This window comes from Tsukamurella ocularis, from assembly GCF_965138335.1.
Lineage (GTDB): Bacteria > Actinomycetota > Actinomycetes > Mycobacteriales > Mycobacteriaceae > Tsukamurella > Tsukamurella ocularis_A.
In genome coordinates, this window is the sequence record NZ_CBCSDV010000015.1 from 73,825 (window position 1) to 87,930 (window position 14,106).

Below are 14,106 nucleotides of genomic sequence, written 5' to 3' on the forward strand. Positions count from 1 at the left end.
TCAGTCGTCCAGCGACGCCAGGTCGGCGTTGAAGGTGGCGCTGGGGCGCATCACCTTCGCCATCTTCTCCGGGTCCGGGTAGTAGTAGCCACCGATGTCGGCCGGCTCGCCCTGGACCGCGCGCAGCTCCTCCACGATCGTGGCCTCGTGCTCGCTGAGCGCCTTCGCCAGCGGCGCGAACTTCGCGGCCAGCTCGGGGTTCTCGGTCTGTGCGGCGAGCTCCTGCGCCCAGTACAGGGCCAGGTAGAACTGGCTGCCGCGGTTGTCCAGCTCGCCCGTGCTGCGCGACGGCGCCTTGTTGTTCTCGAGCAGCTTGCCGGTGGCGGCGTCCAGCGTGGTCGCCAGCACCTTCGCGGCGGCGTTCTCGTTCTTGATGCCCATGTCCTCGAAGCTCACCGCGAGCGCGAGGAACTCGCCGAGCGAATCCCAGCGGAGGTGGTTCTCCTCGGTGAGCTGCTTGACGTGCTTCGGCGCCGAGCCGCCGGCGCCGGTCTCGTACATGCCGCCACCGGCCATGAGCGGCACGATCGACAGCATCTTCGCCGAGGTGCCGAGCTCGAGGATCGGGAAGAGGTCGGTGAGGTAGTCGCGCAGGATGTTGCCCGTCGCGGCGATGGTGTCCAGGCCGCGCATCGCCCGCTCCAGGGTGTAGCGCATGGCGCGCACCTGGGACATGATCTGGATGTCGAGGCCCTCGGTGTCGTAGTTCTTCAGCTCGGCCTTGACCGCCTTGATGAGCTCGTTCTCGTGCGGACGGTACGGGTCCAGCCAGAACAGCACGGGCGTGCCGGAATTGCGGGCGCGGTTGACGGCCAGCTTGATCCAGTCGCGGATCGGGGCGTCCTTGACGGTGCACATGCGCCAGATGTCGCCCTCCTCCACCTCCTGGGAGAGGATGACCTCGTCGGTGGCGTTGTCGACGATGTTGGCGGTGCCGGCGGCCGGGACCTCGAAGGTCTTGTCGTGGCTGCCGTACTCCTCGGCCTTCTGCGCCATCAGGCCGACGTTCGGGACGGTGCCCATGGTGCGGGGGTCGAAGGCGCCGTTCGTCTTACAGAAGTTGATGATCTCCTGGTAGATGCGCGCGAAGGTGGACTCCGGCATCACGGCCTTGGTGTCCTTGGTGCGGCCGTCGGCGCCGTACATCTTGCCGCCGGCGCGGATCATCGCGGGCATCGAGGCGTCGACGATGACGTCGGACGGCGAGTGGAAGTTGGAGATGCCGCGCGCCGAATCGACCATGGCCAGCTCCGGGCGGTGCTCGTGGCAGGCGTGCAGATCCTTGACGATCTCCTCGTGCTTGCTGGCGGGCAGCGTGGCGATCTTGTCGTACAGATCGCCGAGGCCGTTGTTGACGTTCACCCCCAGCTCGTCGAAGAGCTCCTGATGCTTGGCGAAGGCGTCCTTGTAGAACACCTTCACGGCATGGCCGAAGACGATGGGGTGCGAGACCTTCATCATGGTGGCCTTGACGTGCAGCGAGAACATGACACCGGTCTCGTAGGCGTCCTGCATCTGCTCCTCGTAGAACTCGAGCAGCGCCTTCTTGCTCATGAACATGGAGTCCATCACGTCGCCGGCACCGAGCTTGACGCTCTCCTTGAGCACGTGGGTCCGGCCGTCGGCGGTGACGAGCTCCATCCGCAGGTCGCGCTCGCGGTCGAGCGTCGTCGACTTCTCACCGTGGTAGAAGTCGCCGTGCTTCATGTGCGCGACGTGGCTGCGCGAGGCCATCGACCACTCGCCCATGCTGTGCGGGTTCTTGCGGGCGTACTCCTTGACGGCGCGCGGCGCGCGACGGTCCGAGTTGCCCTGCCGCAGCACCGGGTTCACCGCGCTGCCGAGGATGGTGGAGTACCGCGTCGCGATGTCGCGCTCCTCGTCGGTCTTGGGCTCCGAGGGCAGATCGGGGATGTCGTAGCCCTTGCCCTGCAGCTCCGAGATCGCGGCCAGCAGCTGCGGCACCGAGGCGCTGATGTTCGGGAGCTTGATGATGTTCGCCGAGGGGTCGAGCGTCAGCTCGCCGAGCGCGGCCAGGTTGTCCGGCACCTTCTGCTCGTCGGTCAGGCGCTCGGGGAAGGTCGCCAGAATGCGCGCCGCGACCGAGATGTCGCTCGTCTGCACGTCGATGCCGGCGGGCCCGGCGAAGGCGCGGATGATCGGCAGGAACGACGCGGTGGCCAGCAGGGGGGCCTCGTCGGTCAGCGTGTAGATGATGGTCTGCTGCTGCGCACTCATGTGTGTTTGCTTCTCCCGAATGTCGTGGTCGGTCGACTCTGTACGAACTGCTCTGTCAGTCTCCATGTAACGGTTCCTCCATTATCCTCCCCCACGCCGACGACCCGCGACGGCAGTCCGGCAAACGCGGGCGGCCCGCCCCGATTACGCTGTCGCCATGGCCGGAGGACTCGCTGCCCTGCTCGACGACATCGCCGCGCTGGCGCGACTCGCCGCGGCGTCGGTCGACGACGTCGCGGCGGCCGCGGGCCGCGCGAGCGTCAAGGCGGCGGGCGTCGTCGTCGACGACACCGCGGTCACGCCGCGGTACGTGCAGGGCATCAAGCCCGAGCGCGAGCTGAGCATCGTCGCCCGCATCGCGAAGGGCTCGCTGCGCAACAAGCTGGTGTTCATCCTGCCCGCCATCCTGTTGCTGAGCTGGCTCGCGCCGTGGGCGCTGACGCCGATCCTCATGCTCGGCGGCACGTACCTCTGCTACGAGGGCGCCGAGAAGATCTGGGAGAAGGTCAGCGGCCACGCCGAGCCCGCCGAACCCTCCTCGTCCACCGGCGAGGTGGACGAGGACACCGTGGTCGCCGGCGCCATCCGCACCGACTTCATCCTCTCCGCGGAGATCATGGTGATCGCGATGAACGAGGTCGCGAGCGAGTCGATCTGGTCCCGGGCGCTGATCCTCGTCGTCGTGGCGATCGTCATCACCGCGCTGGTGTACGGCGTGGTCGCGGCGATCGTGAAGATGGACGACGTGGGCCTCGCGCTCGCGCAGCGGCCGTCGGAGTTCAGCCGCAAGGTGGGCACCGCGATGGTCAAGGCCATGCCGGTGGTGCTCAGCGTGCTCGCGAACGTCGGCATCGTCGCCATGTGCTGGGTCGGCGGCCACATCCTGCTGGTCGGCCTCGACGAGCTGGGCTGGCACTGGCCCTACTCCGTGGTGCACCACTTCGAGACCTGGGCCCACGACCTGATCCCCGCCATCGGCTCGGTGGTGGGCTGGCTGGCGAACACGCTCGGCTCGGCCCTCTTCGGCCTGGCGGTGGGCGCCGTGGTCGTCGTGATCGTGTCCCTCATCGCGAAGCTCCGCGGCGCCCCCGCCGCGCACTGACTCAGCGCACCGGCACGAAGACCTGCGTGCGCAGGTCCGCCTCGGGCACAATCGACGGATCGTTGAGGTAGACGTTGAAGTGGTGCGTCGACGGATCGTCCGGGGTCCGGGAGAGTTCGAGTCCATGCTCGGCCACGTAGGCGCCGATCAACTCGTGCGCCCGGCCGATGGCCTGCGGATACGGCCCCTCGACGGTGGCGACGACGGCCCGCAGCGGCCCCGTCGCCAGGACGCCGAGCGGCGCCGCTGCCGTGGTGCCGTCGGCCACCTCGACGAAGACGGACTCGTCCACGTCCGCCTCGCGGAACTCGTCGTCGTGCTCGATGCACCCGCCGGTGGCGCCGGCGGTGATGCCCTGCTGCTGGAGCGCGGGCAGGAAACGCTGCCACAGCAGGCCCTCCCCGGCGTAGTCGGGGACGGTGCCGCGCAGGTAGACGAGAGTCCGGGCGGGCAGGGTGGTCTCGGAAACGGTGTCGGTCATGGTGGGCTCCTGAAGGATCGAGTCGAGAAGGGACAGGCGCGCCACCGTCTGGTCCGCGGCCGCGACGAGCTCGAGGCGCTGCGCACGCAGGGCCTCCTCGTACGCCGGGGTTCCGCGGACCGCAAGCAGGGCGCCGATGGCGGACACGCCGAACCCCACGTCGCGCAGGCGTCGGATGGCGGCCGCCTCGGCGAGCTGCGCACCGTCGTACCTGCGGCGGCCGGTCGCGGCGTCGACGTCCGCAGGCACCAGGACGCCGTGGGCGTCGTAGTGGCGCAGCATCCGCACGCTGATCCGGCTGAGCGAGGAGAACCTGCCGATGGGCATGAGGTCCGGGATGTCGGTCACCGGCATCACTGTGCCTCCTGACACGGTGTGAGGGTCAAGCCCCGGCGCGGGGCTCCCGCTCGAGTCGCCCGGCGCGCGCGGCGCCCTCGGCGAGGAGGAACTGCGCCCCGGTGTAGGTCGCCATGACGGCACCCTCCAGCCACGCGGGCGGGTCGGCGAGCACGAACTTGCGCAGGCCGAGGAGCGAGTCGCTGAGTAGGAACAGGCCGGCGCCGGCGAGGGTGGCGCGCCGGGCGTCGGCGGGGATCTGCGGGCCCAGCACCGTCGCCGCGGCGGCGGTGCCGCTCAGCACGGCGGAGTAGCCGGCGAGCACCGGGGCCAGCGCCGGAGCGACGCGGTACGCGGCGAGCAGGGTGCGCGGGGCGCCCACGGCCCAGGCGACGCCGACGGCGGCCGGCCGCGCGAGCGAGGCGTCCGGGTCGCGCTGTGCCAGGAGCCCGCTGATGTAGCAGGCGTGGCCCGTGGCGAAGGCGCTGGCCCCCAAAGCGAAGTGCTGCGGCTCGTCGCCGAGCAGCGCCACGTCGCCCACCCAGCCCGCGGCCTGTCCAGCGAGGGTGCTGCGCCGCAGCGGCGAGCGCCGCGCCCGCGGGTCGGTCGCGAACGACGCCGCGAGGGTCGGCAGCAGCAGCGGCTTGGTGCAGCGCCGAGCGTGATGATGGGCGGGCTTCGGCGAGGCCGAGAGCGCGGTGTCGACGGCGGCGAGGGCGGCGTAGGCGAGCTTGAGCGAGGTGCTGGCGCGGGTCACCGCGCCAATCTATCCGTAGGCTCGTCCCGTGAGCAGCGACACCGCGCCGGCGGCCCCCACCCCCGAGGAGGGCCGCATCCGCGTCCCTCGCGACCTGGACGCGATCACCGATGTCGGCGCCGAGGACGGCTCCGGCGCGGATCCCCGCGCGACGGAGCGGATCTGGCTCGCGGCGCGCTCCTGGTACGCCGCCGGCATGCAGCCCGCGATCCAGGTGTGCGTGCGGCACCGCGGCCGCGTCGTCCTCAACCGCGCCATCGGTCACGCCCGCGGCAACGGCCCCGATCTCCCGTCCAACCGGGACGAGGCCGTCGAGCCCGTGCCGGTCACCGTCGACACGCCGTTCTGCACCTACTCCACGGCGAAGGGCGTGGCGGTCACGGTGCTGCACCGGCTGATCGAGCGTGGCGACCTCGCGCTCGAGGCCCGCGTCTGCGACTACATGCCCGAGTTCGTCTCCGACGGCAAGGACCGGATCACGGTGCGGCACGTACTGACCCACAGCGCGGGCATTCCGATCAACACCGGGCCGCGCCCGGACCTGAAGCGGTCCGAGGACAGCGAGTACACCCGGGCGATGCTCGCCGGGATCAAGCCCGTCTACTCCCCCGGCCGGCTGCACTTCTACCACGCGCTGACCTGGGGGCCGCTGGTCCGCGAGCTGGTACTGGCCGCCACGGGGCGGTCCATCCGCGAGATCGCCGCCGCGGAGATCCTGGAGCCGTTGGCCTTCCGGTGGACGAACTTCGGCGTCGCCCCGTCGGACGTGCCCGCCGTCGGCCTGAGCTACGCGACGGGCAGGCCCGCGCCGCCGGCGATCGAGGCCGCCTTCCGGAAGGTGGTGGGCGGCACCATGCAGCAGATCGTGCCGATGTCGAACTCGCCGCAGTTCCTCACCGGGATCGTGCCCTCGTCCAACCTGGTGTCGAACGCGCAGGAGCTGTCCCGGTTCGCCGAGATCCTCCGCCGCGGCGGCGAACTCGACGGGGTGCGCGTGCTCCGCCCGGACACCCTCGCGGCGGCCACCCGGCAGGCGCGGCGCCTGCGCCCCGACTTCGCCACCGGCGGCGCGCCGCTCCGGTGGGGCACGGGCTACATGCTGGGGTCCGAGCGGTTCGGCCCGTTCGGGCGGCACGCACCCGCCGCCTTCGGGCACACGGGCCTCACCGAGATCGCGATGTGGGCCGATCCGGAGCGCGACCTCGCGGCCGCCGTGGTGTCGAGCGGCAAGCCGGGCGGCCACCCCGAGGCGAAGCGCTACCCCGCCCTCCTGGACGCGATCGGCGCGGCCTTCGCCCGGCGGCGCGACTGATCGCCGGCGCGCCGTGTCGCGCCCGTCAATAGGGCATCCCTACCGTACCGATAGGGCGTTTCACCTCGACTTTCACGTATTTCTAGAATAATTCCAGAAACGCTGGAAACCGGCGCGCCGCGGACGTAGAGTGAGTGACGCGCGGCCCGCCAGCCCGGCCGCCTCACTTCAACAGCCGTACACACATCCGTACCCGAGAGGAACGCCGTGTCCGAGGATCAGACCACCTCCCCCCAGGAACAGACGAGCGGAAGCGGCGGCTGCCCCGTCGCCCACGGGTCGCTGCGCCCGCCGGTGGCCGGCGGCGGCAACCGTGACTGGTGGCCCGACGAGGTCAACCTGAAGGTGCTCGCGAACAACCCCGCCGAGGGTGACCCCCTCGGTGCCGACTTCGACTACGCGGCCGAGGTCGCGACGCTCGACGTCGACGCCGTCCGCGCCGACCTGGTCGCGCTCATGCGCGAGTCGCAGGACTGGTGGCCGGCCGACTTCGGCCACTACGGCCCCCTCTTCATCCGCATGTCGTGGCACTCCGCCGGCACGTACCGCACCACGGACGGTCGCGGCGGCGGCGGCGCAGGCCTGCAGCGCTTCGCGCCGCTCAACAGCTGGCCCGACAACGTCAGCCTCGACAAGGCGCGCCGCCTGCTCTGGCCCGTGAAGCAGAAGTACGGCCGCAAGCTCTCCTGGGCGGACCTCATCCTGTTCGCGGGCAACGTCGCCCTCGAGGACATGGGCTTCACCACCGAGGGCTTCGCCTTCGGCCGCGCCGACGTCGCCGAGCCGGAGGACGTGTACTGGGGCCCCGAGCACACGTGGCTCGGTTCGGACGGCCGGTTCTCCGGCAAGCGCGACCTGGACCAGCCGCTCGGCGCCACCCACATGGGCCTGATCTACGTCAACCCCGAGGGGCCCGAGGGCGTGCCGGACTACATCGCGGCCGCGGACGACATCCGTGAGACCTTCGGCCGGATGGCGATGAACGACGAGGAGACCGCGGCGCTCATCGTCGGCGGCCACACCTTCGGCAAGACGCACGGCGCGGGCCCTGTCGAGAACGGCCCCGAGCCCGAGGCCTCCCCCATCGAACAGCAGGGCCTGGGCTGGAAGGGCGGCAACGGCACCGGCGTCGGCAAGGACGCCGTGACCAGCGGACTCGAGGTCATCTGGACGCACACGCCGACCAAGTGGGACAACAGCTTCCTGGAGATCCTCTACAGCAACGAGTGGGAGCTCTTCCAGAGCCCCGCCGGCGCGAACCAGTGGCGCCCGAAGGACGGCGGCTGGGCGAACTCGGTGCCGGAGGCCTTCGGCACCGGCAAGACCCACCCGTCGATGCTGACCACCGACCTGTCGCTGCGCTTCGACCCGATCTACGGCGAGATCACCAAGCGCTGGCTCGACAACCCGCAGCAGCTCGCCGACGCCTTCGCCAAGGCCTGGTTCAAGCTGCTCCACCGCGACATGGGCCCGACCGCCCGCTACGTCGGCCCGCTGGTCCCCAAGACCGAGCACCTGTGGCAGGACCCCATCCCCGCGGCCGAGGGCGCGCCGATCGACGCGGCCGACGCGGACGTCATCACCGAGCGCATCCTGGCGACCGGCCTGACCACCGCCCAGCTGGTCAAGACCGCGTGGGCGGCCTTCTCCTCGTTCCGGCGCACCGACAAGCGCGGCGGCGCCAACGGCGGCCGCCTGCGCCTGCAGCCGCAGGCCGGTTGGGAGGTCAACGAGCCGGACGAGCTCGCGCAGGTCATCCGGACGCTCGAGGGCGTGGTCGAGGCCTTCAACGCCGAGTCGGGCAAGAAGGTCTCCTTCGCCGACGTCGTCGTCCTCGCGGGTAACGCCGGCGTGGCGCAGGCGGCCAAGGCCGCGGGCGTCGACGTCACGATCCCGTTCACGCCCGGCCGCGCCGACGCGACCCAGGCGGACACGGACGTCGAGTCGTTCGCCGTGCTGGAGCCGCGCTTCGACGCCTTCCGCAACTACGTCGCGAAGGGCGCGCCGATGCCGGCGGAGTACCTCCTCGTCGAGAAGGCGAACCTGCTCGGCCTCACCGCGCCGGAGATGACCGTGCTGCTCGGCGGACTCCGCGTACTGGGCAACAACTACGGCGGCTCCGAGGCCGGTGTCTTCACCGACCGCCCGGGCACGCTGAGCAACGACTGGTTCGTGAACCTGCTCGACATGAACACGAAGTGGGCCCCGGCGTCCGACGACGACGCCACCTACGTGGGCACCGATCGCGCCACGGGCGAGAAGAAGTGGACGGCCACCCGCGCCGACCTCGTCTTCGGTTCGAACTCGATCCTCCGCGGCATCGCCGAGGTCTACGGCGCCGCCGACGCCGGCGAGAAGTTCGTGAGCGACTTCGTCGCCGCATGGACCAAGCTCGCCAACGCAGACCGGTTCGATGTGAAGGCCTGATCCTCTTCCTCCGGCCGGCAGCCGCGCCCCGTACACCGTTCCCGGTGTGCGGGGCGCGGTCGTGTCGGCACCGGAATTCCAGTTAGTGAGAATTAACCCTAAGTGCGATACGCGCCGGTCGCGGGCGTACGCTCACTCCATGCCGTACTTCGATCGGGTCTCCGCGACCGCGTTCCGTCCCACCGAGCACGTCTCCGGCGGCTGGAACACCGCCGAACAGCACATCGCTCCGCCCATGGGGCTCCTCGCGCACGCAGTGGAACAGGACCGGAACACCCGCCGCGACGACGACCTGCGGATCGCGCGCCTGTCCTACGACATCCTCGGCACCCTGCCCATGGACGTCGTCGAGGTAGACGTGCGGGTGGTGCGCCCGGGCCGCACCATCGAGCTCGTCGAGGCCACCCTGAGCCACGGCGGCCGCGCCGGTCTCGTCCTGCGCGCCTGGCTGCTCGATCGGCGCGACACGCGCGAGGTCGCCGGGACGGAACTCGACCCGATCCCGCCTGCGGAGCAGCTGCCGGAGTACGAGCCGAGCACCGTCTGGCCGGGCGGCTTCATCGCCTCCGCCCGGACCCGGCGCGCCGAGGTGCGCCCGGGCCGCGCGACGTACTGGGTGGAGTCCGACGTGGAGCTGCTCGACGAGCCGACGGGGCCGATCGCCCGGGCGGCGCGCCTTTTTGATATCGCGAACGGAATGACACCCCGGTTCACTCCGGAGGACGTGGCGTATCCGAACCTCGACCTCACCGCGCACCTGTTCCGCGACCCGGTCGGCAGTGCCATCGGCTTCGACACGCGGGTGTCCACCGGACCCGATGGCGCAGGTCTGACCCATTCGGTCATTCACGACATCGCGGGCCCGGTCGGAACGGTGGATCAGATACAAACGGTGCGTCTGCGCTGAAATCCGGGCAGGAGTGTGGTTACATTTCGAGCGTTCAATTCACCCTGCCGAAGGGAGCTCTTATGAATACTCGGATCACTCGGACGATCGGTGCAGTAGCCGCCGCCGCCGCGCTGACCGTTGCCCTCGCCGCGTGCGACAGCGCCAAGGACACGGCGAACGACGCGAAGGACGCCGCGACGTCGGCGGCCGGCAGCGCGGCCTCCGCGGTCACCGGCGCGAACGGTTCCGGTGCGGGCGAGTCCGGTGCGGGCGAGTCCGGCGCGAACGGTGCAGGCGGGTCCGGCGCGGGTTCCGAGTCGAAGGCCGCTGTGCCGTCGACGAAGATCGCGACGCCCGGCGGCACGGAGGTCACCCTGACCGACGGCCCGATCATCGGCGAGTACGCGAAGTACGGCTACGAGAAGGGGCACCTCGGTGCGCCGCTCGGCCCCGTCTCGGCGCTGCCCGACGGTAAGGGCAAGTACCTCACGCTCAAGGGCGGCACGATCTACTGGTCGCAGGCCTCGGGCGCGCACGTCGTGCACGGCGTGATCGGCGACAAGTGGGGCGACGCGGGCCACGAGGCCGGCAAGCTGGGCTACCCGACCAGCGACGAGACCGCCGAGAACGGCGCGATCAAGCAGACCTTCCAGAACGGGACGATCACGTTCCGCGACGGGGTCGCGACGGTCTCCTAGTCCCCCGACTCGTCCCCGACGACGGTCACGGCGCCGTCCCGATGTACACCGTTCGTGCGGCGAGCACGAAGACATCGGGGCGGCGTCGCACGTTGTGCGGGTCCTCCGGGTCGGTGAGCCTGCGCAGCACCGCCGCGTCGTCGGGATCGAGGCGGTCGGCCATCCGCAGGTAGCGGCCGAGATGGTGGGCCACGCCCGCCCGGGACGCGTCGTCGAGCGGCGCCGGGCGGTCCACCAGGAAGGTCCGGGCGTGCACGTCGCGCAGCCCCGCCGCCCGCAGCACCGCGGGCCAGTCCTCCGGCACGTCGACGGTGCCGTCGAGCGCGGCCCGCATCTCCCCGAAGCCGACGGCCTGCAGCGCGTCGAGCCGCTCGGCGAGCCCGGGGCGGCCGATGCCGATGTCGCGCGGGAGGAAACGCGACGGCAGGCCGCCCTCGGCCACCGCCAACACCCCGCCCGGGCGGAGACGGCCCACGAGCGCACCGACCGCCGCGGCCTGGTCGCCCAGGTGGTGCATGGTCTGCGCGGTCCAGATCAGATCCGCCGCCGGCAGCGCCGGGAAGCCGTCGGGCAGCTCCGCGTGCAGGGTCTCGATCGGACGCCCGGCCCGCGCCGCGCGGTCCCGGGCCCGGTCCAGCAGCTGCGGGGATCCGTCCACCGCGATCACCCGCGCGGACGGGAACCGTCCGGCCAGAGCGGCGGCGAAGACACCCGGCCCGGAGCCGACGTCGAGGATCGTTCCGGGCGCTGCCAGTCGCCCTCCGATGACATCGGCGGCCTGCTCGACGTACGGCAGCAGGGTCTCGCCCTCGGCCTCGATCTCCGCGGCGAGCGCGGCCCAATCCGGATGGCTGTGCGCGTGCGGCTGTGCGTGTGCGTGCTCGGTCATGGATCCACCGTGCATCGAGATTCGTCGAGACGGCAAGTTTCAGTGCCATTCCAGCAAAATCCGGGCGTGGTGCTCACGCCCGCCGCACACGCACTCCCGGCGGCACGACCGCCCGCGCGGACGGGACTCGATCGGCGCCGACCCCATGGAGTACGACGGTCGCCGGCGTTCGCAGACGCAGCTCCGCCTCCTCCGCGGTGAATCCCGCGGCGTCGAGCGCGGCCCGCAGTCGCCCGGGCGACACCCAACCGCCGGGCACAGCGACCCGATCCGGATCCACGGGCCTCGCCGGGATCGGCGGGAGCGGCGCGTTCGGCCGGGCCAACGCCGCCGGCACGAGCGCGGCGATGGCCTCCACGTGCGCGGCGGCCTGCTCGGCGTCGTAGAGGTCGGGGTGGAAGACCCCGTCGACGATCACCTCGCCGTTCCGATCCGGGTACACCGAGAGCAGGCAGTCCGGGACCGGCCCCCAGGCGGTGACGTCGAGCGACCACCCCGGCAGTCCGAGGTCCGGCAGCACGTTGATGACGGGCCCGAACACGCGCCTCGTGCGCCACGCGGCGGGGATCGTGGTGAGGAGCTGCTCGGGCCGCTCGCCGGTGGCGATCCGCTCCGCCGCGGCGTCCAGCCAGCGGCGCAGGTCCCCGGCCAGGGAAACGGGCGTGGCGTCGTCCGGCACCGCTAGCCGGGTCGGGACGACGGCCACCCAGGCGGTCGGGGTGGCCCGCTCGAGCGCGGTCCTCCGCAGGGCGGCGGTCACCCCCACCTGCGCGACATCGGTGCCCAGGTGTCGGGCCACGTACGCCGCGACGGTGCCGACGGCCTCCTCGGGCCACGACCGACGGGCCAGGAAGTCCGATGCCGGCACGGTCGTGCGGTACTGCAACGGATGATCGACGGGCGGCGCCGTGCGATCGGTGAACGCGATCTCGTGGCCCGGCTCGCCGAGCCCCTCCGTCGCGACGGCCCAGAACGCGGGGTCCGGCGCCCGCAGAGGGGCGGCCGCAGCCGCGAGAGCCGCGAGATCACCGCGCCGGGCGAACGGGAGCGTCGCCCCTGCGTCCTCGGCGGCGAGCCGGTCCGCGAGCCGGCGGAAGAGACGGATGCACGAGTAGCCGTCGAGCAGCGCATGGTGCGCGAGCAGACGCACACCGTGTTCGCTCCCGCGGCGCACGACCGTCGCGCGGACCAACGGGCCGCCGTCCAACGCCAGCGCGCCGCGCGCACGCCATCGCCGGAGCTCGTCCTCGTCGCCGAACGCGCGGACCGTGACCGGGGCCCGGTCGGCGGCGACCAGCCGAACCGACCCGTCGGGCGCGAGGACCGCACCGACCCCGGCGGTCTCGGTCTCGGCGAGTGTCTCCGCCATGGCGCGTGCGAGCGCGTCGCTCTCGCCCTGGAACGTGGTCCACAGGACCGCGTCGATCACGAGCGCCCGACCGCCGGGATGGTGCGCGGCCGACTGGAGCAGCGCGGTCTGCGACGGGAGGGGCTGCACGACGCTCACAGTACGCGGGCTGCGACAGGACTGCACTGGTTGTCACAGCCCGGCGGAGATGTCCTATATTCAAGCGACGGATGACCCCGACGGCCCCGAGGAGCGCATGACCACGAACGGTGCACCGGCCGGTAGCGGCCGCCGCATGCGCCGCCACTCGTGGGCGCTCGCGTTCCTCGACTTCATCGTCGTCTACGCGTTCCTCGCGGCGACGAACCACAGCACCCCGTCCCACATCGGCCATGCGATCCAGGGATTCGTGGGCGCCGCGTTCACGGTGAGCGTCTTCTACCTGTTCGGCCTGTACCGCACGCGGATCACGCTGAGCGCCCTCGATTCTGCGCCGCAGCTGGCGATCGCGGGGTGGATGATCGCACCGCTCGGGGTCATCACCGTGTGGCAGGACGACCACTCCCAGCTGATCGACGCGGTGGCCTGCTGGATCGTGCTGTTCGCGGTCCGCGTGCTGTACTACGGCGCGGTCCGGCGGCACCGTGCCCGGCATCCGGAGCGCGGCGGGCGCACGCTGGTCATCGGCGGCGGCAAGGTCGCGGGCGAGCTGGTCCACTCGATGTTCGAGTTCCCGGAGTACGGGTTGCGCCCCGTCCTGGTGATGGACGACGACCCCCTCGACGCCACCCTCTTCCCCGTCGAGGTGATCCCGCGCCGCAACGACCTCGCCCGGCTGATCCGCGAGCGCGACATCGACACCGTGATCGTCGCCTTCTCCCGCGATCGCGACGCCACGCTGGTCGAGCCCCTGCGCGACTGCGACACCCTGGACTGCGAGATCTACGTGGTCCCGCGCCTGTACGAGTTCGTGCACCAGGACCGCGACATGGACCGCATCCACACCACCCCCCTCGTGCTGGTGCGCCGCCTCGCGCTCCGCTCGAGCCACTGGCGCGTCAAGCGCGTCACCTCGTTCGTGACCTCCCTGCTGGGGCTCGTCCTGCTGTCACCGCTCCTGCTGCTGGTGGCCGTGGCGATCAAGCTCCAGGAGCCGCGCGCGCCGATCCTGTTCCGGCAGACCCGCGTGGGCCAGGACGGGCGGCTGTTCTCCCTGTACAAGTTCCGGACCATGCGACCGGTGCCCGACGAGGAGTCGGACCGCGACTGGACGGACGACCGGCTGCGGATCACCCGACTCGGCGGGTTCCTGCGCCGGCACTCCATCGACGAACTGCCGCAATTGTGGAACGTGGTGCGCGGCGACATGTCGGTGGTGGGCCCGCGGCCGGAACGCCCGCACTTCGCGAACCGCTTCGGCGCGGAGATCCCCGCCTACCAGTCCCGGCACCGCGTGATGGTGGGCCTGACCGGATGGGCCGCGATCCACGGGCTCCGCGGCGACACGGACATCCGGGACCGCGCGTCCTACGACAACTACTACATCGAGAACTGGAGCCTGTGGCTCGACATGAAGATCCTGCTGATCTCGGTGGGCACGGTGCTCTTCGGCCGCGGCGGGCGCTAGGG

Annotated in this window: 11 protein-coding genes; 6 read left to right on the forward strand and 5 right to left on the reverse strand. The window is 71.4% G+C overall.

The annotated features are described in order from the left end of the window. Positions 1-2,238, reverse strand: coding sequence for an NADP-dependent isocitrate dehydrogenase (locus tag ACNAYW_RS14730; protein WP_415850427.1), 2,238 nt, complete (start codon positions 2,236-2,238; stop codon positions 1-3). A 157-nt stretch (positions 2,239-2,395) separates the two neighbouring features. Between ACNAYW_RS14730 and ACNAYW_RS14735 the strand changes: the two genes are divergently transcribed. Continuing rightward, positions 2,396-3,340, forward strand: coding sequence for a DUF808 domain-containing protein (locus ACNAYW_RS14735; protein WP_415850428.1), 945 nt, complete (start codon positions 2,396-2,398; stop codon positions 3,338-3,340). Position 3,341: 1 nt separating this feature from the next. Here ACNAYW_RS14735 and ACNAYW_RS14740 read toward each other — a convergent pair whose 3' ends face one another. Then, complete coding sequence (locus ACNAYW_RS14740) at positions 3,342-4,175, reverse strand: MerR family transcriptional regulator (RefSeq protein WP_415850429.1); 834 nt, start codon at positions 4,173-4,175, stop codon at positions 3,342-3,344. 28 nt (positions 4,176-4,203) lie between these two features. Further along, on the reverse strand, positions 4,204-4,914 hold the full coding sequence (locus ACNAYW_RS14745; protein ID WP_415850430.1) for a lysoplasmalogenase: 711 nt from the start codon (positions 4,912-4,914) through the stop codon (positions 4,204-4,206). Positions 4,915-4,942: 28 nt separating this feature from the next. Between ACNAYW_RS14745 and ACNAYW_RS14750 the strand changes: the two genes are divergently transcribed. The 4 genes from ACNAYW_RS14750 to ACNAYW_RS14765 all read left to right on the forward strand — a co-directional run bounded on the left by ACNAYW_RS14750 (position 4,943) and on the right by ACNAYW_RS14765 (position 10,240). Next, entirely contained in the window at positions 4,943-6,226 is a 1,284-nt protein-coding gene (locus tag ACNAYW_RS14750) for a serine hydrolase (protein ID WP_415850431.1), read from the forward strand. A 207-nt stretch (positions 6,227-6,433) separates the two neighbouring features. Next, positions 6,434-8,653 carry a catalase/peroxidase HPI gene (katG, locus tag ACNAYW_RS14755; RefSeq protein ID WP_415850432.1) on the forward strand — a complete coding sequence of 740 codons (2,220 nt, stop codon included), beginning with the start codon at positions 6,434-6,436 and terminating at the stop codon, positions 8,651-8,653. Positions 8,654-8,792: 139 nt separating this feature from the next. Beyond that, positions 8,793-9,560 carry an acyl-CoA thioesterase domain-containing protein gene (locus ACNAYW_RS14760; protein ID WP_415850433.1) on the forward strand — a complete coding sequence of 256 codons (768 nt, stop codon included), beginning with the start codon at positions 8,793-8,795 and terminating at the stop codon, positions 9,558-9,560. A gap of 62 nt (positions 9,561-9,622) precedes the next feature. Beyond that, complete coding sequence (locus ACNAYW_RS14765) at positions 9,623-10,240, forward strand: LGFP repeat-containing protein (RefSeq protein WP_415850434.1); 618 nt, start codon at positions 9,623-9,625, stop codon at positions 10,238-10,240. Between the two features lie 25 nt (positions 10,241-10,265). Here the strand turns inward: ACNAYW_RS14765 and ACNAYW_RS14770 are convergent, their stop codons facing one another. Both ACNAYW_RS14770 and ACNAYW_RS14775 read right to left on the reverse strand, forming a co-directional pair. After that, complete coding sequence (locus ACNAYW_RS14770) at positions 10,266-11,129, reverse strand: class I SAM-dependent methyltransferase (protein WP_415850435.1); 864 nt, start codon at positions 11,127-11,129, stop codon at positions 10,266-10,268. A gap of 73 nt (positions 11,130-11,202) precedes the next feature. Next, entirely contained in the window at positions 11,203-12,627 is a 1,425-nt protein-coding gene (locus tag ACNAYW_RS14775) for a condensation domain-containing protein (protein ID WP_415850436.1), read from the reverse strand. A 106-nt stretch (positions 12,628-12,733) separates the two neighbouring features. On the opposite strand from ACNAYW_RS14775, the gene ACNAYW_RS14780 reads away from it, so the two are divergent. Next, entirely contained in the window at positions 12,734-14,104 is a 1,371-nt protein-coding gene (locus ACNAYW_RS14780; protein WP_415850437.1) for a sugar transferase, read from the forward strand. Positions 14,105-14,106 lie beyond the last annotated feature (2 nt).